This window comes from Fodinicola feengrottensis, from assembly GCF_010993775.1.
Lineage (GTDB): Bacteria > Actinomycetota > Actinomycetes > Mycobacteriales > HKI-0501 > Fodinicola > Fodinicola feengrottensis.
In genome coordinates, this window is sequence record NZ_WOTO01000047.1 from 42,336 (window position 1) to 61,476 (window position 19,141).

18 protein-coding genes and 10 pseudogenes are annotated in these 19,141 nt (G+C 68.0%); 17 read left to right on the forward strand and 11 right to left on the reverse strand.

Features of this window, described 5'->3' with window-relative positions; all coding sequences use genetic code 11:
* Window positions 1-74: 74 nt before the first annotated feature.
* On the reverse strand, window positions 75-251 hold the full coding sequence (locus GNX96_RS57325; protein WP_279582218.1) for a hypothetical protein: 177 nt from the start codon (window positions 249-251) through the stop codon (window positions 75-77).
* 29 nt (window positions 252-280) lie between these two features.
* On the opposite strand from GNX96_RS57325, the gene GNX96_RS57330 reads away from it, so the two are divergent.
* The 6 genes and pseudogenes from GNX96_RS57330 (at window position 281) to GNX96_RS57340 (ending at window position 3,336) form a co-directional block, all read left to right on the forward strand.
* Window positions 281-691 (forward strand): ABC transporter permease, encoded by a 411-nt coding sequence (locus GNX96_RS57330; protein ID WP_279582235.1) that lies wholly within the window; start codon window positions 281-283, stop codon window positions 689-691.
* Between the two features lie 112 nt (window positions 692-803).
* Complete coding sequence (locus GNX96_RS34400; RefSeq protein ID WP_163572090.1) at window positions 804-1,817, forward strand: ABC transporter permease; 1,014 nt, start codon at window positions 804-806, stop codon at window positions 1,815-1,817.
* A complete protein-coding gene (locus tag GNX96_RS34405; RefSeq protein ID WP_163572055.1) occupies window positions 1,814-2,209 on the forward strand; it encodes a hypothetical protein in 396 nt (131 codons plus the stop codon). The genes GNX96_RS34400 and GNX96_RS34405 overlap by 4 nt, the downstream gene beginning before the upstream one ends.
* A pseudogene (locus tag GNX96_RS65550) lies at window positions 2,206-2,325 on the forward strand (ABC transporter ATP-binding protein); the annotation flags it as partial. The gene GNX96_RS34405 and the pseudogene GNX96_RS65550, both read left to right, overlap by 4 nt.
* 353 nt (window positions 2,326-2,678) lie before the next feature.
* Window positions 2,679-3,035 (forward strand): annotated as a pseudogene (locus tag GNX96_RS65555) (ATP-binding cassette domain-containing protein); the annotation flags it as partial.
* Window positions 3,036-3,225: 190 nt separating this feature from the next.
* The gene (locus GNX96_RS57340) at window positions 3,226-3,336 is read left to right on the forward strand and encodes an ABC transporter ATP-binding protein (RefSeq protein WP_279582220.1); all 111 of its coding nucleotides are present in this window, start codon (window positions 3,226-3,228) and stop codon (window positions 3,334-3,336) included.
* Between the two features lie 25 nt (window positions 3,337-3,361).
* Here the strand turns inward: GNX96_RS57340 and GNX96_RS65560 are convergent, their stop codons facing one another.
* The 3 genes and pseudogenes from GNX96_RS65560 to GNX96_RS34420 form a co-directional block, all read right to left on the reverse strand.
* A complete protein-coding gene (locus tag GNX96_RS65560; protein WP_390624210.1) occupies window positions 3,362-3,658 on the reverse strand; it encodes an alpha/beta fold hydrolase in 297 nt (98 codons plus the stop codon).
* Between the two features lie 58 nt (window positions 3,659-3,716).
* A pseudogene (locus GNX96_RS34415) lies at window positions 3,717-4,175 on the reverse strand (alpha/beta fold hydrolase); the annotation flags it as partial.
* Between the two features lie 35 nt (window positions 4,176-4,210).
* Window positions 4,211-5,166, reverse strand: a pseudogene (locus tag GNX96_RS34420) (AurF N-oxygenase family protein).
* 59 nt (window positions 5,167-5,225) lie between these two features.
* On the opposite strand from GNX96_RS34420, the gene GNX96_RS34425 reads away from it, so the two are divergent.
* The 4 genes and pseudogenes from GNX96_RS34425 to GNX96_RS34440 all read left to right on the forward strand — a co-directional run.
* Entirely contained in the window at window positions 5,226-5,543 is a 318-nt protein-coding gene (locus tag GNX96_RS34425) for a DUF4873 domain-containing protein (protein ID WP_163572091.1), read from the forward strand.
* A gap of 164 nt (window positions 5,544-5,707) precedes the next feature.
* A complete protein-coding gene (locus GNX96_RS34430; RefSeq protein ID WP_279582222.1) occupies window positions 5,708-6,184 on the forward strand; it encodes a small ribosomal subunit Rsm22 family protein in 477 nt (158 codons plus the stop codon).
* Window positions 6,181-6,456 (forward strand): small ribosomal subunit Rsm22 family protein, encoded by a 276-nt coding sequence (locus GNX96_RS65565; RefSeq protein WP_390624214.1) that lies wholly within the window; start codon window positions 6,181-6,183, stop codon window positions 6,454-6,456. Before GNX96_RS34430 ends, GNX96_RS65565 begins: the two co-directional genes overlap by 4 nt.
* A pseudogene (locus GNX96_RS34440) lies at window positions 6,356-6,664 on the forward strand (small ribosomal subunit Rsm22 family protein); the annotation flags it as partial. The gene GNX96_RS65565 and the pseudogene GNX96_RS34440, both read left to right, overlap by 101 nt.
* A 438-nt stretch (window positions 6,665-7,102) precedes the next feature.
* On the opposite strand, the gene GNX96_RS57345 reads toward GNX96_RS34440, so the two are convergent.
* From GNX96_RS57345 to GNX96_RS34470, 6 genes and pseudogenes are all read right to left on the reverse strand, one after another.
* The gene (locus tag GNX96_RS57345; RefSeq protein WP_279582223.1) at window positions 7,103-8,485 is read right to left on the reverse strand and encodes a hypothetical protein; all 1,383 of its coding nucleotides are present in this window, start codon (window positions 8,483-8,485) and stop codon (window positions 7,103-7,105) included.
* Window positions 8,389-9,882, reverse strand: coding sequence for an AAA family ATPase (locus tag GNX96_RS57350; RefSeq protein ID WP_313885847.1), 1,494 nt, complete (start codon window positions 9,880-9,882; stop codon window positions 8,389-8,391). The genes GNX96_RS57345 and GNX96_RS57350 overlap by 97 nt, the downstream gene beginning before the upstream one ends.
* 337 nt (window positions 9,883-10,219) lie before the next feature.
* Window positions 10,220-10,914: pseudogene (locus GNX96_RS57360) on the reverse strand (MBL fold metallo-hydrolase).
* Window positions 10,914-11,609: an NUDIX hydrolase gene (locus GNX96_RS34460; protein ID WP_163572095.1), complete on the reverse strand. Its 696-nt coding sequence runs from the start codon at window positions 11,607-11,609 to the stop codon at window positions 10,914-10,916. Before GNX96_RS34460 ends, GNX96_RS57360 begins: the two are co-directional and overlap by 1 nt.
* A 505-nt stretch (window positions 11,610-12,114) precedes the next feature.
* On the reverse strand, window positions 12,115-12,570 hold the full coding sequence (locus GNX96_RS34465; RefSeq protein WP_163572096.1) for a RidA family protein: 456 nt from the start codon (window positions 12,568-12,570) through the stop codon (window positions 12,115-12,117).
* Between the two features lie 3 nt (window positions 12,571-12,573).
* Window positions 12,574-12,728, reverse strand: a pseudogene (locus GNX96_RS34470) (hypothetical protein).
* A 102-nt stretch (window positions 12,729-12,830) separates the two neighbouring features.
* Between GNX96_RS34470 and GNX96_RS34475 the strand changes: the two are divergent.
* The 5 genes and pseudogenes from GNX96_RS34475 to GNX96_RS34495 all read left to right on the forward strand — a co-directional run bounded on the left by GNX96_RS34475 (window position 12,831) and on the right by GNX96_RS34495 (window position 17,078).
* Window positions 12,831-13,487: a hypothetical protein gene (locus GNX96_RS34475; protein ID WP_163572057.1), complete on the forward strand. Its 657-nt coding sequence runs from the start codon at window positions 12,831-12,833 to the stop codon at window positions 13,485-13,487.
* A gap of 136 nt (window positions 13,488-13,623) precedes the next feature.
* Window positions 13,624-14,286 carry an Rv0361 family membrane protein gene (locus tag GNX96_RS34480; RefSeq protein ID WP_163572058.1) on the forward strand — a complete coding sequence of 221 codons (663 nt, stop codon included), beginning with the start codon at window positions 13,624-13,626 and terminating at the stop codon, window positions 14,284-14,286.
* 122 nt (window positions 14,287-14,408) lie between these two features.
* Window positions 14,409-15,383 carry an ArsA-related P-loop ATPase gene (locus GNX96_RS34485; protein WP_163572097.1) on the forward strand — a complete coding sequence of 325 codons (975 nt, stop codon included), beginning with the start codon at window positions 14,409-14,411 and terminating at the stop codon, window positions 15,381-15,383.
* Window positions 15,384-15,392: 9 nt separating this feature from the next.
* Window positions 15,393-16,552: pseudogene (locus tag GNX96_RS34490) on the forward strand (ArsA family ATPase).
* Entirely contained in the window at window positions 16,530-17,078 is a 549-nt protein-coding gene (locus tag GNX96_RS34495; protein ID WP_279582225.1) for a MarR family winged helix-turn-helix transcriptional regulator, read from the forward strand. The pseudogene GNX96_RS34490 and the gene GNX96_RS34495 overlap by 23 nt, the downstream one beginning before the upstream one ends.
* Before the next feature lie 26 nt (window positions 17,079-17,104).
* Here GNX96_RS34495 and GNX96_RS34500 read toward each other — a convergent pair whose 3' ends face one another.
* Window positions 17,105-17,398, reverse strand: a complete 294-nt coding sequence (locus GNX96_RS34500) for a WhiB family transcriptional regulator (protein WP_163572098.1) — start codon at window positions 17,396-17,398, stop codon at window positions 17,105-17,107.
* Window positions 17,399-17,591: 193 nt separating this feature from the next.
* Between GNX96_RS34500 and GNX96_RS34505 the strand changes: the two are divergent.
* Window positions 17,592-18,194: pseudogene (locus GNX96_RS34505) on the forward strand (transglycosylase domain-containing protein); the annotation flags it as partial.
* Window positions 18,160-19,110, forward strand: a pseudogene (locus GNX96_RS65570) (transglycosylase domain-containing protein); the annotation flags it as partial. The pseudogenes GNX96_RS34505 and GNX96_RS65570, both read left to right, overlap by 35 nt.
* Window positions 19,111-19,141: the final 31 nt, after the last annotated feature.

Sequence of the window (19,141 nt, forward strand, 5' to 3'; positions counted from 1 at the left end):
GCGAGTTTGCTCAACCAGTACTGGGACTATCTCGGCAACCTGTTTCACGGCGACCTCGGCCGCTCGATCAGCTTCTATCCCACCGCGGTGTCGGACGTTATTGCCACCACCCTGCCGTGGACGCTGGGGCTGATTGGCGTTTGTACGGTCATCAGTTTCGTGTTGGGCACGTCCGCTGGCATCATCGCGGCCTGGAAACGCGGCGGCTGGACGGACATGTTGGTGCCCTCGACCACCTTCCTGCACTCCATCCCGTACTTCTGGATGCTTTTTGTTGCTGGTGTTCATCTTCGGCGTGGTCCTCGGGTGGCTGCCGATCAGCGGAGCGTACGACACCGACCTCCCGCCAGTGCTGAGCGGCGAATTCATCGGCAGCGTGCTTTATCACGCGCTGCTGCCGGCGATCACCATCGTGGTCAGCTCGATCGCCGGTTGGCTGCTGGGCATGCGGAACATGATGATCACCACCCTCGGCGAGGACTACGTGACTTTGGCGCAGGCCAAGGGACTTTCCCGGATGCGGGTGATGACGGCGTACGCGGCCCGGAACGCGATCCTGCCGAGCTTCACTGGTTTCGCGCTGTCGCTGGGATTCGTGGTCGGCGGCTCGATGCTGACCGAGGTCATCTTCTCGTATCCAGGCGTCGGCTACACGCTTACCAGGCCGTCCAGAACGAGGACTTTCCGCTGATGCAGGGGCTTTTCCTGGTGATCTCGCTGTCCGTGCTCGCGGCGAACCTGCTGGCGGACCTCGCGTACGTGCTGCTCGACCCACGGATCCGGGCGAACGCGAGCGGTGCCTCATGAAGTCGCTGCTGACTTTCCTGTTGCGGTCCCGAAAAATCACCGTCGGGGTAGCCATCATCTTGTTCTTTGTGTTGCTGGCGACGATCGGCCCGGTAATGATCGGCATCGACCCGTCGGCCACCGGTGCCGACTCGATGCAGCCACCGTCCGCGGCGCACTGGCTGGGCACCACCCAGGCCGGCGAGGACGTGCTGGCCCAACTCCTCTATGGCAGCCGGATTTCGTTGGCGGTCGGCCTTCTCGCGGCTGTCGTGGCCACCGTGGTGTCGTCCGTGGTGGGGCTTGTCGGTGGCTACCTACGTGGCATAGTCGATGAGGTGCTGTCGCTGGTCACCAGTGTTTTCCTGTCATTCATTCCGGCGATGCCGCTGCTGATCGTGCTGGCCGGCTACTTGCCGAGCAAGGGCATCGAGTCAGTGGCGATCATCATCAGCATCACCGCGTGGGCCTCGGGTGCCCGGTCAATCCGGGCGCAGACGCTGTCCATCCGCAATCGCGACTACATCCAGGCAGCCCGAGCCTCCGGCGAAACGCTGCCCCGGATCATCTTCTTCGAAGTGCTGCCCAACGAGATCCCGCTGTTGGCCAGCAGTTTCCTGTTCACCATCTTGGTGGGCATCCTGGCCGAGGCAGGACTTTCCTTCCTGGGCCTGGGAAGCCTGACCACGGTCAGCTGGGGCTCGATGCTTTTCTACGCCCAGCAATCGCAGGCGCTGCTCGCCGGCGCCTGGTGGTGGTTCCTGCCGCCGGGCTTGTGCATCGCCCTGATCGGCACCGGGTTGTCGCTGGTCAACTTCGGCATTGACGAGTACGCGAATCCGCGGCTGCGGACCGTACGAGCCGCCAAGGTGCAGTCCAGTCCAGCAACCACCATCGCCCCAGATGCCATCCGGGCCGGGCTTCGACACTCCACCACTGCTGGAAATTCGGCACCTCAGCGTGGATTATCTCAGCGCCGACGGGCCCGTACACGCGGTCAAGGACGTGAGTCTGACGCTGCATCGCGGTGAACTGCTGGGATTGGCTGGCGAAAGCGGCAGCGAAAAAATCCACCCTCACCGGCGCGGTGGCCCGACTGCTCGGCAAATCCGCACAGGTCACCGGCGGTTCGGCTGTCTATTTCAGGGAAAACGACCCCGAGGGCGCGGACATTCTGAAGATGGGACCGGCCCAGCTCGGGAGCTTTCGCTGGAACGAGCTGTCGATCGTGCTGCAGAGCTCGATGAACGCGCTCAATCCCGTCCTCACCATCGGCGCCCAGTTCGACGACGTGATCAGCAGGCATCGCCCTGGCATGGCGAAAAAGAAGCGCCGCGAGCTGGCTGGCAGCCTGCTGGAAAGCGTCGGCATCCCGGCACACCGGCTGCGCGCGGCTATCCGCACGAGCTGTCCGGCGGCATGAAACAGCGAACCGGCATCGCGATGGCGCTCGCGCTCGACCCGGCGATCGTGATCCTGGACGAGCCGACAACCGCACTGGATGTGCTGGTCCAACGGCAAATCCTGACGCTGCTGCTGGAACTCCGGGAACGGTACGGCTTTTCGGTGATCTTCACGACTCACGATTTGTCGCTGTTGCTGGAAATCTGCGACACCATCGCCATCATGCGGCACGGCGAGCTGGTCGAATACGCGGCGGCCGATGACGTACATCTGCGGCCGAAACACGAATACACCAGGGAATTGCTGGATTCCCTGCGGGCCCTCGGGGGGTGGCGGTCTGACGTGACGGACAACGTGGTCCTGGAAGCCCGCGGCCTGGTCAAGGACTTCGGCCGCCGAGCCGACCGGTGGTTCGGCCGTACCGGCACCTTCCGGGCTGTCGACGACGTGAGTTTCCAGCTACAGCGCGGCCAGATGACGGCGCGTTGGTGGGTCAGAGCGGCAGTGGCAAGAGCACGGTCGCGCAGTTGTTGGCGGGTTTGCAGCGCCCCACCGCCGGCGACATTCTGCTGGACGGCTCGCCCGTACGCATTCGCCGCGGCCAGGACTTTCGGGCGTACACCGGCGATGTGCAAATGGTCCTGCAGGACCCGTTCTCGTCGCTCAATCCAGCGCACACCGTCCGCTATCACCTGACGCGAGCGCTGCGCATCCACGGCGCCACCGGCCGGCAGGAAGCGATCGACACCGAGATCGAGCGGCTGCTGGCCACCGTCCACCTAAAGCCGGAAGGCCGTTTTATCGGCCGTTTTCCTCATGAACTCTCCGGCGGCGAGCGTCAACGCATCTCGCTGGCCCGCGCTTTGGCCGCGAAGCCGCGGGTGTTACTCGCCGACGAGCCGGTGTCCATGTTGGACGTGACCATCAGGCTCGGAGTTTTGAAGCTGATCAACCAACTCAAGGACGAGCGCGACCCTCGCGGTCCTCTACATCACCCACGACCTGGCTACCGCTCGGCAGTTCACCAGCGAACTAATGGTCATGTACGAAGGGAAAATCGTCGAGCGCGGGACCAGCGCCGAGGTCATCGACACTCCCACCCACCCGTACACCCAACAGCTACTGGCAGCCATTCCGCATCCTTAGGTCCTGTCTGGCTATTGCGGCGGGCCTACGCGCGGACGCCTACCTCACTTCGGCGACAGGTGGCGAGGATCGTACGAGCTACCAACCCAGGGTCGTCCTGCATCGGGATGTGGCCACAACCCGGGAGCGGCACGTGCCGGGCGTCAGGCAGCAGGCGGGCCGCTACTTTTGCCTGTCGGGGCCACAAAATGCGGTCCCGAGTGCCCCAGGCGACGGTGGTCGGCACGGTCGGCGGGGTGGCCCGGAACCGGTACGAGCGACCCGCCTGCGCCACCGCGTCGAAGGCCGGCGCGTTGGCCATCGCCTGCAGGTCGCCCAGCATGTTTTCGGGGTTGCAGCAGGGACGGGCGCCCGTACAGCAGGCTGCCGCCGGCCAACCGCAGCGGCTTGCGCCGCACCATCAGCTGCCGGTTGCGCTCGGAGGTCATCGCGCTGCGCCGCATGCTGGAGAGCACGCCGATCGCCCAGGCCCGACCAACCGGCCCGAAGAACCCAGCCGGCGACAGGGCGGTCACCGAAGACGCGAGACCGCGAGAGCCGACCTCCAGAGCCAGTGCACCGCCGAGCGAGTTGCCAGCGAGGTGCGGGCGGTCGAGCTTGTACGCGGCCATGATCTCGCAGAAGGTGTCGACCGCCGCGAGCATGTCGTACGGGCGATCGTCCGGCAGCGTCGGCGAGCCGCCGAAGCCGGGCAGGTCGATGGCGATCACGTCGTGCCGCTCGGCGAGCAGGTTCAACACCGGCTGCCACGCCTGCCAGCGGTGCCCGATGCCATGCAACAGGACCAGCGGCGAGCCCGTACCGCGCCGCTCAACCACCACATCTTCGACTCTGAACATCGCAACCCCCTCCGCACGAATGTAACCGCCGTTGGTCAGCCGAGCAGCCCGGAACGCTTCCACAGGAACCGGCCCGGCCCCTTGGTCAGCCCGACCTCGTCGAGGAAGCCGACCAGCCGCTCACCAGCCCAGCGCAGGGTTTCCTGGAACTGCGGGCTGTGGCGAGCCTCCCGGCGCGCTTGCACCGGGTCCAAGCCGACCGCCTGGTAGCACTGCGGACGTACCAACGTCCTGGCGATGACCTGCGCGGACGCGCCGCTGATGAACTGGTGCCAGGCCCGCGCCGGCGCCTTCGCCCGCTGCATTTGGCGGGCGATCTCCTCACGCGCGAAGGTGACGTGTCGGGCCTCTTCCAGCACGTGGATTCGGCTGACCATCCGGACCAGCGGCTGCACGCTCTCGTCCTTCATGCCCTCGCGCTGGAAACGGTCCAGGATCTCTTCCGCGACCAGGATCGCCGCGTAGTTGCTCGGCCCGAACCCGACCGTCTGATCACCCGGCCGAGCTCGTGGGTGAGCCGCGGTGCCGGGTACGCCGGCACGCCGATCCGCTCAATCAGCCGGGCGAACATCACCGAGTGCCGGCATTCGTCGCCGATCTCGGTGAGCGCCCACTGCGGGTGCTTGCGGGTCGGGTCGACGCTGTACGTGTCGCGCAGCAGCATCTGCATCAGGATCATCTCGAACCAGATGCCGGCACTGGCGATGCTCGCGACCTCCTGCCGGGACAGCTCGATCCGCTGCTCGGGCGTCATCCGGTCCCACATTGGGGTGCCGTAGAGCGAGATCCGCTGTTCGGGCAGGAAATACATGCCGTCTACCAGCGGCGCTTCCCAGTCAATGTCGATTTCCGGGTCGTACGAGTTCTTCGCCGACGAGTTGAGCAGGCGGGCGGCGGTCTTCTCCCGAGTGGAGGTCGCCAACGCTCCGGTCATCGCGAACATCCCTTCCAGCTGAGTGCTACCAAATGTAAGCGATACATCTGGTAGCATGTTCTCGTACGCTGGTGGTTGTCAAGCTGTGAGTGGGACCTACTCGTACAGGAGCCTCGATGTCTGACCACGATGAAGAGGGCTACCAGGGCCCTGCCACGATTTACACCGCGGACGCCGAAGTCGCGGTGAAAATCGAGCTCGAGCTGCGCGGGTATTTCCAGCCGATCGACGGCCGCTACCACTGGTACGGCCGAGTCGCCGCCGATCCCGCTGTCACCGAACTGGTCGGCAAGGGCAAGAAAGACGTGGTGATCCGTACGCCAGAGGGCGAAGCGGCCGCCACCCTGTCCGATGTGGACCCGTGGGGCCGCTTCCGGGTGACCGGCACCAGCCGGCCGCCCTTCGCCATCGAAACCTCACCGGCCCAGGGCTGAGCTGGCTAGTGGTCTGTCGCCGCTGAATCTGGCGATATTTGCTTGGCGGGTTGTCAATTTACGCCCGCTGACCGCAGGGGCTGGCCCGCGCTTGTCGGCTGACCTGGATCAGGTTCGCGACTGTGCGATCGGGCATCCAGGTAGCGCCGGATACGCTGCTCGGCGTGCCCGTACCACCGCCGAAACTGATGGCCGCGCTCGACGATCTGGCCGCTGGTGTCAGTGCCCAGCGGCTGGCCGCCGAGGTGGACCGCTGGCAGGCGCGGTATCACGACCCCGCCGCCGATCTGTCCCATGCAGCCCAGCTACGCCCTGAACAGGCGATCGCTTACGCCGTTTACCGGATGCCTGCCACGTACGCGGCGACCGCCACCGCCCTTTCCGCGCTGGCCGCCGCGATCCCGAACCTGGCGCCCGCCACCCTGCTGGATCTCGGCTCCGGCGCCGGCGCGGCGACCTGGGCCGCCGCCGAAACTTTCGCTTCCCTGCAGGAAAGCATCGCCCTGGAACGCGATCCGGAGATGACCGCGGTAGCCCGCCGACTGCCACCCGCGCTGGACCGGGTTTCCGGCCAGCTCGCGGATCTTTCCGCCATCAAGAATTCCCGACCATTGATCTGGCCATCGCCGGCTACAGCCTGAACGAGCTTTCACCATCCACTGTGGACACAGTGCTGTCCCGTCTCGCCTTGTCGGCGAACACTGTTCTTATCGTCGAACCCGGCACCCCTCGCGGTTTCGCCGTCGTACGCCAAGCTCGCGAGCGCCTCGTCAGCCTCGGCATGAGCGTCGCCGCGCCTTTGCCCACACGACGACACCTGCCCGATTGTGGACCCAGACTGGTGCCATTTTTCGGTACGGCTGCCCCGATCCGCCCTCCACCGCAGAGTGAAGAAGGCCGACCTCGGCTATGAAGACGAAAAGTTCAGTTACGTCGCCGCCACGCGGTTGCCCGTACACCCAGCGAATGCCCGCGTTTTGCGGCATCCCCAAGTGCGTTCGGGTCACATTTTATTGCGCCTGTGCACCGATTCGGACGGCCTGACCGACGTCACCGTCTCCAAACGCCAGGGCGACACGTACAAACGCGCCCGCCGCATTTCGTGGGGCGAGCCCTGGTAAACCCGCCGCACTAGCGGCAGAGGAGGCGGTCGGCCAGGCCGTCGGTGGCGGCACGTTCGCTGACTTGTTCGGTGGAATACGCGAGGGCGCACGCCTCCCGCATCGCTTCGCAGGCCAACTGGGTGGCACCGGTGGCGGCCAGCGCCTTGGCGAGGGCGCGGGCGGCGACAACGCGGCTTCGTACGTCTTCGGCTGGCACGTCACCTGCCCGTTGCGCCCAGGACAGGGCTTCCTCGGCGCGGCCGGCGTCGACGAGCATCGCCGCGTAGTGCGCGAGGGCCTGCCGGCGCGGGAAGACCAGGGAGGGGCTGGCTGCCGCCTTGGCCACGTCAGTAAGCAGGCTGATCGCCTCGTCCAGGTCGCCCTGGGCGCGGCGAGCCCTGGCCAGCAGGACCACCGGGCCGACGGCGGCAGCTTCGGTGACCTGCAGCGGGGTGATCAGATCCAGGGTGGCGCGGGCGTCCGCCTCGGCGGCAGCGGCGTCGCCGGCGTCCAGCTTGCAGTAGCCCAGCAGCGTACGGGCGACGCCGAAGGTGAGCGGGTGCGCGGCCTGCTCGGCGATCCGCACGGCTTCGACGAAAATCGGGATCGCGCGGTGCCAGCCAGCGCGGCCGGGTCGGCGCACCGGTCGCGGGCGACCACCCCCCGGACGACCAGCGCGAGCGAGCGGCCCCAGGCGTCGTCGAGCTGCTCGAACGACCGCAGTGCGACCCGGGCCTGCCGGTCCGCGCGAGCGAGCTCGCCGAGCTCGGCGGCCGCGTACGCGTCGACCATCTGGACGGCGGCAAGGCCCCATTCGTCGCCGAGGCGTTCGGCATACGGCAGGAACTCCGCGGCCAGCGCGCCGGCCTGCCGCAGCCGGCCCTGCAGCAGCCGCACGAAGGCCTCGGTGCCGGTCACCCACGACTGGCCAGCAACGTCCCGCAGGTCGACGAACAGGGTGGCGGCCCGGTCCAGCGCCATCTCGGCTCGGTCGAAGTCGCCCCGCGAGGTCGCTGACCAGGCAATGTTCTGCAGCGCCCAGCCCTGGCCGGGACGGTCGTGCTGGGACAGGGAGAGTTGGTACGCCTGCACGAAACGCTCGTCGGCGTCGGCGAGATGGCCGGTCAGGTAGTCGAGCATGCCGAGCCGGCGCAGCGCTTCCGTCTCGTACTCAGGCGGCCCGCCACACGCGTTGGCAACCGTCCGCCACGCGTGCGCGGCCTCTTCCAGATGGCCGACCGCGCGCTCCGCGTCGCCGATCACCAGCAGCGCGCCCATCCGGATCGCCTGCCCATCCGCGTCGTCCGCGGTGGTGTCCTGGCGGAGCCGCTCGGCCAGCGCGAGAGCCTCGGCATAGCGGCTCGTACGCACCCACGCACGTGCTCTGGCCAGCGTCAACTCCGCTGGCATCTCGTCACGGGCCAGCGCGGCCGCGCGATCCAGCAGCGCGGCGGCCTGCGCCGGCTGCGAGTCGGCGAAAGCGGCGGTGGCCAACCGGCCGAGCGCGGCACGCCGATCGATCGAGACGACCGTCCGCGGGTCGGAGCTCGCGGCGAGCCGCATGGCGTCCGCCAGGCTGAGCGCCTCCTCCGCGTGCCGGGCGACGAACGTGTCCCGCTCGATGCCGGCCAGCTCCGGATCGTCCGGCGCGAGCGCGTCGGCCCAGCGAGCCAGCCGGGCGTGCCGCGCGGCCAGCTCGGTCTTGCCAACGCCGGCGTACGCGGCCTGGCGCATGAACGCGGTCACGAACGTGTAGCCACCGCGATTGGACGGCCGGAGCATCCGGCGAGCGACCAGCTCGGCGATGTCCTTCGGCAGCCTGTCCAGCTGCAATGGCACGCCAATCGACTGCTCCGCCCGCAACACCGCCAACGCTCGTACCGGGATCCGCTCGCCCACCACCGCGGCGTCCCGCAGGATGGCGCGCGGGCGCCGGCCGGCAGCGAGTCGATGCGGGCGGTCAGTACCGCTGCGAGGTCCACCGACAGCAGCCGTCCGGCCAGGCTGCCCGGCTTGAGCTGCCAGCCCCCGCTGCCGCCCGTCAGCGCACCCTGCTCGACCAGCAGCGCCACCAGCTCAGCCAGGTAGAACGGATTGCCCTGGGCGATCGCGAGCAGCCGGTCCTGATCCGCCGACGGCAGCTGGCCGCCGCCCAGGTAGGCCCGAAGGAGCCGGGCCGAAGCCGCCCCGGACAGCGGCGCGAGCGCGGTCACCTCGGCGTCCGGGAAGCGGCCGGGCAGCTCGCTGCCGCGGCTCAGCTCGGCCCGGCCAAGCAACAGCGTCAGCACCGATCCATCCAGCCGGCTGATCACGTCCGCCAGCGCGGCCGCGGTCGGCGGCGGCGCGTTGTGCGCGTCGTCGATCACGATCACCAGCGGGCAGGTCTCCTCGGACATCGCCCGCAGCAGGTTGGCCACCGCGGCCGGCATGATGTCCCGCGCCTCGGTGCCCGGCGGCCGGCTGCCGGCGCTCATCCCGGTCGGCCGCGGCGGGCTTTCGGCCGCTCCGACCAGCGCCAGCAACGGCTCCAGCGCCGACTGCAGATCGGTCCCATCCTTACGGCTGTCGGCGTGAGCGCGCAGCCGGTCGACGGTCCGTCGGATCCGGTCGGCCATCTCGGCCCGGGTGTCGTCCGGCTCCACCCCACAGGCCTGCCGGACCAGCCGCAGCAGCGGACCGAGCCGGCCATCGCCGTACGCGGCACAGCGAACCCGCAGCGTGCAGCCGCTCATGGTGGTCTCGGCGTACCGGCCGAACTCGGTGCCGAGCCTGGTCTTGCCGATGCCGGCATCGCCGGTGATGACCACCACGTGGCTCGACTCTCGGTCGGAAACCTCCAGGTAGCGGCCGGCCAGCCGGCCCATCTCGGCCTCCCGGCCAATGAACGGCGCCTCGTCGCCCAGGCCCGGCCGGGCGCCCGGCGCGTCCCGCAGGCCGAGCAGCTCGTACGCCTCGACCGCCTCGCGTTTTCCCTTCAGCCGCCGCAACGGCGGCAGCCGCCGCCAGCCGGCCCGGTCGCGGGTCGCTCGCTGGGTCGCGGCACCCGCGTACACGCCGCCGACCCCGGCCGCGTCGGCGAGTCGCGCCGCGGTGTTGACGGTGTCGCCGATGACTGTGTACGACAGCGCGGCCTGCACGCCAGCGGCGACTTCGCCGGTGTTGAGGCCGACCCGCAGGCCGAGCCGGCGGCCGCCGCCGACCTCGTCCTCGACCATCCGGCGAACCGCCCGCTGCATCGCCAGCGCGCCGCTCGCACCGCTCGTTCCGGATCGTCCTCATGCGCGACCGGTGCGCCAAACACGGCCATGATCCCGTCGCCGACGAGTTTGTCAACGTTGCCGCCAAAAGCCGTGACGGCCTGGGCGCAGGCGGCCATCACTCGATCGGTCACTGCGCCGACCCGCTCCGGGTCCAGCTGTTCGGACCAGGCGGTGAATTCGGACAGGTCGCCGAACAGCACGGTGACGACCCGCCGCTCGGTGGGGACGCCGACGGTGGCGGCCGGCAGGGCCGCGCCGCACGCGTGACAGAAGTGCGCGCCGGGGACCGCGACAGTCCCGCACACGGGGCATCTCACGGCGAGCTGTCCAGGTATTCGAGCTGTGCTCGTACGGACATGGTGGCGGCCGGCCAGACCGACCGGTCCACGTCCGTGTACACGCGCTCCACGACCTGTTCCGCGGTGGTGTCACCGGCGGCCAGCGCGTCTCTGACCTGCTGCAGCCGCGCTTCGCGGTGCCGCAAATACTCGTTGGCAACGGCACCGAGATCGGCAAGGATCGGGCCGTGACCAGGCAGGACCTTCAGCGGACCGAGGTCTCTGAGGATGCGCAGGGTGGACAGATATGGGCCCAGTTTGTCGACCACGGTCGTACCGCGGCCAAGGACCGTGTCGCCGGTGAAGGCCGCGGTGTCGTGCCAGACGAAGCTGACCGACCGAGTCGTCGGTGTGGCCCGGCGTACGCACCGCGATCAGGTCCGGCGCGACCTGCTCGCCCTCATCGAATCCCACCAGGGCCGCGGCTCTGCGCGCCGGTCAGCTCCACCAGCCGGGAGACGCCTTCGGTGTGGTCGAAATGGGAGTGCGTGACCAGGATCAGCTCGATGTCGCCGAGCGCCGCGACGGTGGCCAGGTGCCCCTCGTCGGCCGGGCCGGGGTCGATCACGATCCGGCCGTCGATCACATACGTGTTCGTGCCGTCGAGGGTCATCGGGCCGGGGTTCGGCGCGAGCACCAGCTGGACGCCGTCGGCCACCTGCTCCACCATCAGGCCGTCTCCGTCCGGTAGGCCGGGTCTTCGGGCGTGACGAACCGGAGGGTGCCGTTGCCGGTCGGCTGGAACTGCGGAGTGACCCGCTGGATCTCCCGCCCGTCGGCGGCGGCCAGTGCCTGCCCAACCGTGTCGAACTCGGTGAGGTCCAACAGCGTGAGGGCCGTCGGCGGGACCATCACCCGCTCGCCGGCGTCCAACTCGGCGATCGCCTGGGCCGGCCGTACCCATGCCACATCGCTGGCCTCGGCGGCGACCGGCCCGGTCTGCTGGCCGGGCGGCAGCGCGGCGAGCAGGAACCTGGTGTCGAACCGGCGGATCTCCACCTCCGGAGTCAACCAGTGCGACCACGGCCGCAACAGATCCGCGCGAAGCCGCAGGCCGTGGGCGGCCAGCACGTCGGTGAGGCTGGTCTCATGTGCCTCCAGTGAGCGGGCCACCGCACGCCACCGCGCGGTGCCGGTGTCCGTCACCACGGTGTGGTCATCCGGCCCGGCCAGCAGCACACCGGACTCCTCGAACGTCTCCCGTACGGCCGCGCAGATCAACCCGCGAGCCAGCGGTAGCTCGGCGGACAGCGGCCGGGTCCACCGCGCCGGCTCCGGACCCGACCACGGCACGTCCACGGCCGCCACATCGGCCGGATCCACCGTGCCGCCGGGGAAGACCGTCATCCCGCCAAAAGCCTTCATCGAGCCATGCCGACGAAGCAGATAGACCTCGATGCCGGCGTCGCTGTCCCATCATCAAGATGACCGTCACGGCGTTCTTGACCGGCGGCTTCTCGACCTTCTCCGCAGCCGGCCGACGAGCCGCCGCGCTGGCCTGCGCGGCGATCGCGGCGGGGATCTCGAATTGGCGCTTCACAACAGCACATCGTATGTGCTCCGGCCGACGTTTCGATGCTCCGAAGTCCGACCAATCACCACATATGCGTTCTTTGCCGATGACACTAGCCAGCGGCACTTGTCACAATCGGAATCCGATGGTGCGGCTGTCCCCCGGGTGCGGCGCGAAACTGTCGTACGTGTCTGTTTTTCTTTCCCCCTCCCTTTGAACGGGCGGGGGGTGGGTCGAGAGGCAGACCTTAATTTTTAGTTGAACATTGGTCCTCAAACCCACCCCCCACCCGTCACTGGGTGGGGGCAAATCTGCCCGAGGGGTACGACAGTTTCGCGCCGCACCCCCACGAAAGGGCTACTGGACCTCGAAGATGGCTTCGACCTCGACTGGGGTGTCCAACGGCAGCTGGTAGACGCCGACAGCGCTACGGGCGTGTTTGCCAGCTTCGCCGAAGACCTCGCCGAGCAGTTCGCTGGCGCCATTGATGACGACCGGCTGGCCGGTGTAGCCCTCCGCGGAGGCGACGAAGCCGACCAGCTTCACCACTCGTACGACCGACTCCAGCCCGACGAGGTCGTCCACGGCGGCCATGATGTTGATCGCACACTGCCGGGCATGCTTGGCCGCGTCCTCGGTGGTCACCTCGGCGCCAACCTTGCCGGTGACCGGCAGCTTGCCGTCCACGAACGGCAGCTGGCCGGAGACGTAGACGTAGTTTCCGGTACGCAGAGCCGGCACGTAGGCGGCTGCCGGCGGCACCACCGGCGGCAGCTCGATGCCGAGTTCGGCGAGTTTGTCCTTGACGCTCATCCGCTACTCCTTCGGGCGCTTCATGTAGGCGACCAGCTGTTCGGCGTTCGGTCCGGGGACGACGGCGACCAGTTCCCAGCCGTCCTGCCCCAGTTGTCCAGGATCTGCTTGGTGGCGTGCACCAGCAGTGGCACCGTCACGTACTCCCACTTCTGCATGGCCGCACCCTAACCACCGCCCTGTCCGGCGCTTTAAGGCAGCCCTAATCACCCGCGGTTACCGTGACGGTCCGTCAATACCGAACGTCTGCAGGGACAACTATGAGCTATCCACCTGGTCCATATACTCCTGACCCGGCTTACAACCAGCCGCCGGAAGGCGGCTTCACACCGCCGCCGAAGAAGTCCAAGAAGGGCCTGATCATCACGCTGAGTGTGATCGGCGGCCTGCTGGCAGTGCTGTGCTGCGGCGGGGTGATCGCCGGTGTGGTGATCTATCAGCCATTCGGCAAGAGCACGGCCGCGCAGCCGGTGCCGGCGCAGAACCCGAACAACCCCCCGCCAAGCGCCGGCAGCCTGCCCACCACGGGCAGTACGAGCGGCACCGGTGACACCGGCAGTGGTGGTGCGTCCTCGGCCCGGGAAGCGGCGGACAAGTACATGACCGCGGTGAAGAACAAGGACGACAACGCCGCCAACGCGGTCACCTGCCCAGCGCTGCAGAACGGCACTCCGGCCGGCGCGCCGCCCGGGCTCGACCCGTCCGATGTCCAGCTCAAGAAGTTCTCGTACACGATCGCCTCGGACACCCCGACCAGCGCCACTCACCACGACGTGGTGGCGAACGCGAACCTGACCCTGACGGTGTCCGGCGAGGACAACGACGTGAGCGGCGAGTACAAACTCGGAGTGGACAAGGGCTCGGGCGGGTGGAAGGTGTGCTCGGCCGCGTTCACGTCGCCCGAGCTCACCGGCTGACATCCTCCGGCCGCCCGAGCTGCGGGTTGCGCGGGTACGACTACCCTGAACGGCAACGAAGCCAGGTAGTGCATCCGTGCGTTAGGGGAAGTCGCGATGAGTTACCCGCCGGGGCCGTACGACCCCAACCAGGGTTATGGCCAGCAGCCCTCCGGGCCGGGCTACGCGCCAGCCGTCGGGTCCCGGCTACGGCGGCGACCAGGGCTCGTACGGGCAGCAGCCCGGCTACGGCCAGCCCCAGCCCGGGTACGGGCAACCGCAAGCCGGGTACGGGCAACCCGGCTTCGGCGATCCGAACGCCGGGTTCCCGGCACCACCGCCGAAGAAGTCGAACACCGGCCTGATCCTGGGCATCGTCGGCGGCGGCGCGGCGCTGCTGCTCTGCTGTGGCGGCCTCGTACTAGTGCTGTTCCTGACCGGTGTGCTCGGCGGTGGCGGTGGCGCCTCGTCGGCCCGGGATGCCGCCGACACGTTCTTCACGGCGATCAAGAACCAGGACAACTCCAAGGCGACCGGCATCCTCTGCGACTCCCTGAAGAGCCAGTACGGCAGCGGCGGGATGCCCGCCAACCCGATGTCCGGCAGCAGTGGTGGCAGCTTCACGCTGACCAGCTTCACGTATTCGATCAGCAGCGACGATCCGGTCAGCAGCACCGAGCACGTGGGCGCCAACGTCACGCTGTCCGCGTCGGTGAGCGGCACGCCGCAGACTGTCAGCGGCACCTGGAACCTGACCGTCGACAACCAGAGCGGCGGCTGGAAGGTGTGCAAGTTCAGCGACTTCAAGCCCACTCCCTGATCGACCCAGCCATACTCGACCCGGGCCGGCCTCGCCGACCCGGGTCGTTCGCTGTCCAGGCACGGGTGCGTTAGGGCACTTGTACGAGCGTGTCGGGCGGCGGCCGACTAGCGTGTCAACCCGTGTCCCGACGTAGCAACTGGCCGACCGCCCGGCTGCACGTGGTGACCGGCAAGGGCGGTACCGGCAAGACCACCGTCGCGGCCGCCATCGCGTTGGCGCTGGCCGCCGACGGCAAGCGCACGCTGCTGGTCGAGGTGGAGGGTCGGCAGGGCATCGCACAGCTCTTCGACGTGCCCCCGCTGCCGTACGGCGAGCGCAAGATCGGCTCCGCACCTCGCCGCGGCGAGGTCTGGGCGCTCGCGGTGGACGCCGAGGAAGCGCTGCTGGATTACCTGGAGATGTTCTACCGGCTCGGCCGGGCCGGGAAGATGCTGCAGCGGTTCGGCGCCATCGACTTCGCCACCACCATCGCGCCGGGCGTCCGAGACGTGCTGCTCACCGGCAAGGTCAAGGAGTCGGTGACCCGGATGGAACGCGGGCACCGGCGGTACGACGCGGTCGTCCTGGACGCCCCGCCGACCGGCCGGATCGGCCGCTTCCTGAACGTCACCTCGGAGGTCGCGGGCCTGGCCAAGGTCGGCCCGATCAAGACCCAGAGCGACGGTGTCGCGGCCGTCCTGCATTCGCCGCTCACGGCCGTCCACGTGGTCACCGTGCTGGAGGAGATGCCCGTGCAGGAGACCGCGGATGCGATCGCGGAGCTCGGCGAGCTGTCGCTGCCGGTCGGTACGGTCGTGGTCAACTCGGTCCGGTCGCCCCGGCTGGCCGGCACCAAGGTCAGCCAGGCCGAGCTGAAGCGTGGTCTGGCCGCCGCCGGCTTGCCGGTGGACAAGGCCACCCTCGCCGGGTTGGCCAGCGAGGCGGCCGACTACCGCCTGCGGGTCGAGCTGGAGCAGCGACTGCGAGCTGAGCTTGAGGAGCTGGGGCCACCGCTGTTGCAGCTGCCGTTCCTGCCCGACGGCATCGACATGGGCGGCCTGTACGAGCTGGCCGACACCCTCATCGCGCAGGGGGTCAGCCGTGTCTCGTCCTGAGGACGTCTCATGACTCCGACCACCGCGAAACCTCCCGTCCTGGACGTGGACGCGCTGCTGGCCGACCCGCACACCCGGATCGTGGTCTGCTGCGGCTCCGGCGGAGTAGGCAAGACGACAACCGCGGCCGCGCTTGGCCTGCGGGCCGCCGAGGCCGGCCGCCGTACGGTCGTGCTGACCATCGACCCGGCCCGCCGGCTGGCCCAGTCGCTCGGCCTGACCGAACTCGACAACACCCCTCGAAGAGTGTCTGATGTGGACGGTGAAAGACGCCGTCAAGGGCGAGCTGCACGCCATGATGCTGGACATGAAACGCACCTTCGACGAGGTGGTTCTTGCCCATTCGGACGGCAAAAAAGCCGAGGAGATCTTCGCGAATCCGTTCTACCAGGCGATGTCCTCCACCTTTTCCGGTACGCAGGAATACATGGCGATGGAAAAGCTCGGCCAGCTTCGCGAGGCGAACGAGTGGGACCTCATCATCGTGGACACTCCGCCGTCCCGGTCGGCGCTGGATTTCCTTGACGCGCCTCAACATCTGGCGAAGTTCCTGGATGGCCGGATGCTCCGGATCCTGCTCGCCCCGGCCCGCGTCGGCGGCCGCGGCGTCTTCCGGATAGCCACCGGCGCGCTGTCGTTCTTTTCCCGCGCGATGAGCAAAATTCTCGGCGGCGAACTACTCGGCGAGTTGTCCACTTTCGTCTCCGCGCTGGACTCGATGTTCGGCGGTTTTCGTCAGCGGGCCGACGAAACGTACCGGCTGCTGCAGACCCCGGGCACCGCTTTTTTCTGGTGGTGGCCGCACCACAGCCGGACGCGGTACGAGAAGCGGCTTATTTCGCCGACCGGCTGGTCGAGGAGAACATGCCGCTGGCCGGGCTGGTGCTGAACCGAGTCGACCAGGTCGCCGCCGGCGATCTCACCGCCGAGCAGGCGAGGCGATCGCGGCCGCCCAGCAGCTGGAAGCCGCCGGCGAGTCACCGACCACAGCCGAGGTCCTGCGCGTACACGCCGACCTCGTCGCCTTGGTGAACGCTCAGTCCCGGGTCGCCGAACGGTTTACCGCCAGCCACCCGAACGTGCCGGTGGCGACCGTACGAACACAGCCCGAGGACGTCCACGACCTGGCCGGTCTGCGCCGGGTGGGTGCCGCTCTGGCTGGCGAATAACGGCGGTTCGGCTGGGCCGGTGGCGGCCACCGCCCGCCATAATGCCGAGGTGACCGAACCGCGCTGGCTGGATCCGCAGGAACAACAGGCGTGGCAGGGCTTCGTCAAGATCACTCGGTTGCTGTTCGCCCGGCTCGACCACGAGTTGACCAACCGCAGCGGCCTCTCGCACAGTGACTACGTCGTGCTGGTCGTGCTGTCCACTCGGAGCGATCGCAAGATGCGGATGGGGACGCTGGCCGAGCTCACCGGCGAGTCACGGAGCCGGCTGTCCCATCACATCGCCCGGATGGAGGAGTCCGGCTGGGTACGCCGCGAGGACGACCGGACGGACCGGCGCGGCTCGGTGGCCGTACTGACCGATGCCGGGTTCGCCACGTTGGAAGAAGCGGCGCCAGGGCACGTCGAGGACGTGCGGCATCACTTGTTCGACCACCTGAGTCGGGCCGAAGTGCAGATGCTGGCCACGTTGACGACGAAGGTGAACACGGCTCTAGAGCAGTCGCCCGGCGGTCGCCGGGCGTAGCGGAGACCAGTTCCAGTTCGCGTTGGTTACGCGGTCGGCTGGAGCAGGTGTAGGCGGCGTGCGGTGTCGAGCAGCTTGGACCAGGACAACACATCAGGGCGACGGCGCAGCAACGCCCGCCGTTCCCGCTCGGTCATCCCACCCCAAACCCCGAATTCCACCCGGTTGTCCAAAGCGTCGGCAAGGCACTCGGTTCGCACCGGGCATCCCATGCACACCATTTTGGCCTTGTTCTGCGCAGCCCCCTGAACGAATAGCTCATCCGGATTGCGCGTGCGGCAAGCCGCCCTGGAAGCCCAGCCTTCGACCCGATCGGTCACGTCCGGGACCCCCCTCAGTCTTGTAGGTCTTAAACCCCTGGGGAGACGGTAGGAAACCGGACACCAAGTGCCACACCGGCTGATCGGCCCGATCTGACATCAGCCGTTCGGTTGAGTTGGTGTGCTCAGCGCCACCTTGACAAGGCCCTTACGCACCGGAAACAGGCGTGTAACCTGCGACTACTCCGCGCGCATGACTGGCGCGGGCTCAACGCTGTCAGCATCGCCGCGTACTCTCGTCCGGGTGACGAGTACCCGGACCCGCAATCCGCTTACCAATCTGATATCGCTGTTTCTGTGCGGCCTGCTGGCCGGCATAGTGGTCGCCGCGGCAGCGCTCCCGGCCGCAGCGGTGGCCGGCCTGACCGCGAAAGCGGGCGCTGACACCTTCGAGAACCTGCCCAGCGAGCTGCAGACACCACCTTTGCCGCTGACGACAAAGGTGTTGAACGACAAGGGGCAGTACGTCACGTCCCTGCACGGCGACCAGAACCGCGTCAACGTCACGCTCAGCCAGGTGCCCGAGTCCCTGCAGCACGCCGTGATCGCGATTGAGGACAGCCGGTTCTACGAGCACCACGGCGTCGACCTGAAGGGCATCCTGCGAGCGTTCGTCAGCAGCGGCAGCGGCAGCACCCAGGGCGCGTCCACGCTCACCCAGCAGTACGTTCGGCAGGACCTGGCACTGACCGCCACCTCGGACGCCGCCCGGGCCGCGGCCGTCCAGCAGACCCTCGGGCGCAAGCTGCGGGAAATCCGGTATGCCGTCGCGCTGGAGAAGAAGTTCAACAAGCAGCAGATCCTGGAAAAAAAAATACCTCAACACGGTCTACTTCGGCCGAGGAGCGTACGGCGTGGCCGTCGCCGCTCAGCGGTATTTCAACAAGTCGGTCGACCAGCTCACGCTCGGCGAGTCCGCGCTGTTGGCCAGCTTCATCCAGAGCCCCGGCTACTACCCGCTGCACCTGGACAAGGCCGAGGTTCGCCGGAACTACGTGCTCACCCGCATGCAGCAGCTTGGATACATCACGTCAGCGCAGGAGAATGACGGGAAGAAGAACAAGCCGACCCTGAACCTCACTCCGCTGCCCAGCACCTGCCTGCCCAACGGCGCGATCACCGCGCAGAACAACTGGGGCTACTTCTGCGACTACCTGCGGATCTGGGCGCAGCAGCAGCCAAGCCTCGGAGCCACCCCGGATGAGCGCTGGTCCGCCATCCGGACCGGCGGCTACACCATCAAGCTGTCGCTGGACCCGGACATGCAGGCGGCTGCTCAGCACTCGGTGGACAACGTCGGCGGCGGCCGCGGCGCCGACCTGACTCAGGGCGTGGTGTTCATCGAGCCCGGCACCGGCCGGATCCGGTCGCTGGCCGTCAACCGGACGTTCGACCAGGCTCCGAAGGGCGCGGCCGGGCGAGCCCTCAAGCAGTACAACGAGAACCCGCTGCTGACCGGCGATCCGGAGAACCAGACCACCTCCACTGGTTATCCATCCGGATCGACGTTCAAGATGTTCACCATGCTGGCCGCGCTCCGGCAGGGCATGCAGCTGGACACCGGCTTTTACTCGGGGCAGACGTACACCACCAAGGCCAAGGGTGACGACGGCGAGCCGTACACGGTGGCGAACGCCAACTCCAACGGTTCCATGAACGGCTACCGGGACATGTGGAGCGGTTTCGGCGAATCGGTGAACACGTACTTCATCCAGCTGGAGATCGCCGCCAAGGTGACCAACG

What these genes read in the sequence shown, in the direction of transcription:
- GNX96_RS57325 (WP_279582218.1), bottom strand. Translation starts at nt 251, where the DNA reads ATGGAGTGCAGGAAGGTGGTCGAGGGCACCAACATGTCCGTCCAGCCG.
- GNX96_RS34400 (WP_163572090.1), top strand. Translation starts at nt 804, where the DNA reads ATGAAGTCGCTGCTGACTTTCCTGTTGCGGTCCCGAAAAATCACCGTC.
- GNX96_RS57340 (WP_279582220.1), top strand. Translation starts at nt 3,226, where the DNA reads ATGGTCATGTACGAAGGGAAAATCGTCGAGCGCGGGACCAGCGCCGAG.
- GNX96_RS65560 (WP_390624210.1), bottom strand. Translation starts at nt 3,658, where the DNA reads ATGCTGGGCGACCTGCAGGCGATGGCCAACGCGCCGGCCTTCGACGCG.
- GNX96_RS34425 (WP_163572091.1), top strand. Translation starts at nt 5,226, where the DNA reads ATGTCTGACCACGATGAAGAGGGCTACCAGGGCCCTGCCACGATTTAC.
- GNX96_RS57350 (WP_313885847.1), bottom strand. Translation starts at nt 9,882, where the DNA reads ATGCAGCGGGCGGTTCGCCGGATGGTCGAGGACGAGGTCGGCGGCGGC.
- GNX96_RS34460 (WP_163572095.1), bottom strand. Translation starts at nt 11,609, where the DNA reads ATGAAGGCTTTTGGCGGGATGACGGTCTTCCCCGGCGGCACGGTGGAT.
- GNX96_RS34465 (WP_163572096.1), bottom strand. Translation starts at nt 12,570, where the DNA reads ATGAGCGTCAAGGACAAACTCGCCGAACTCGGCATCGAGCTGCCGCCG.
- GNX96_RS34475 (WP_163572057.1), top strand. Translation starts at nt 12,831, where the DNA reads ATGAGCTATCCACCTGGTCCATATACTCCTGACCCGGCTTACAACCAG.
- GNX96_RS34480 (WP_163572058.1), top strand. Translation starts at nt 13,624, where the DNA reads ATGGCCAGCAGCCCTCCGGGCCGGGCTACGCGCCAGCCGTCGGGTCCC.